This is a genomic window from Exiguobacterium sp. s50 (assembly GCF_018618175.1).
Classification (GTDB): Bacteria; Bacillota; Bacilli; order Exiguobacteriales; family Exiguobacteriaceae; genus Exiguobacterium; species Exiguobacterium chiriqhucha.
This window is the reverse complement of the sequence record NZ_JACSLP010000031.1, coordinates 1-405: the sequence shown is the minus strand read 5'-3', so window position 1 is coordinate 405 and position 405 is coordinate 1. Positions and strand designations below refer to the sequence as shown.

The 405-nt window shown below is 49.9% G+C and carries 1 protein-coding gene; it reads left to right on the top strand.

Annotation, left to right across the window (positions count from 1 at the left end; all coding sequences use genetic code 11):
* On the top strand, positions 1 to 321 hold a 321-nt coding region (locus KNP68_RS15125; RefSeq protein ID WP_214800084.1), incomplete at its 5' end, for an ATP-binding protein.
* Positions 322 to 405: the final 84 nt, after the last annotated feature.

Here is a 405-nt window from a genome sequence, read left to right as displayed (position 1 = left end):
CGGCAGCTTCGTCTCGCCGAGACGGCTGACGCCCTCCCACAGATTTTGAGAGAGGCCGAAATGGCCTCCTGGACGTATATCGAATTTCTAAGTGCCATCACGAACCATGAACGCGCCAAACGAGACGCTAAAAGTTTGGAGAGACGAATGAAGTGGGCCCGATTCCCGTTCATCAAATCCCTCTCGGAGTTCAATTTGGAGGAACAGACCGCACTAACCGCCCGACAGCTGAAGCAGTTGAAACAGCTCAACTGGCTCGAACAACAGTACAACCTGATCCTCTTGGGCCCTCCGGGCGTCGGAAAGACGTTTTTGGTGTGAACGCTAAAATAAAATTGACAGTTTTTGCTCGATACGATTTTACACTATTGCCGAAAAATCAGAACAGAACTCCGATAGAGTAGT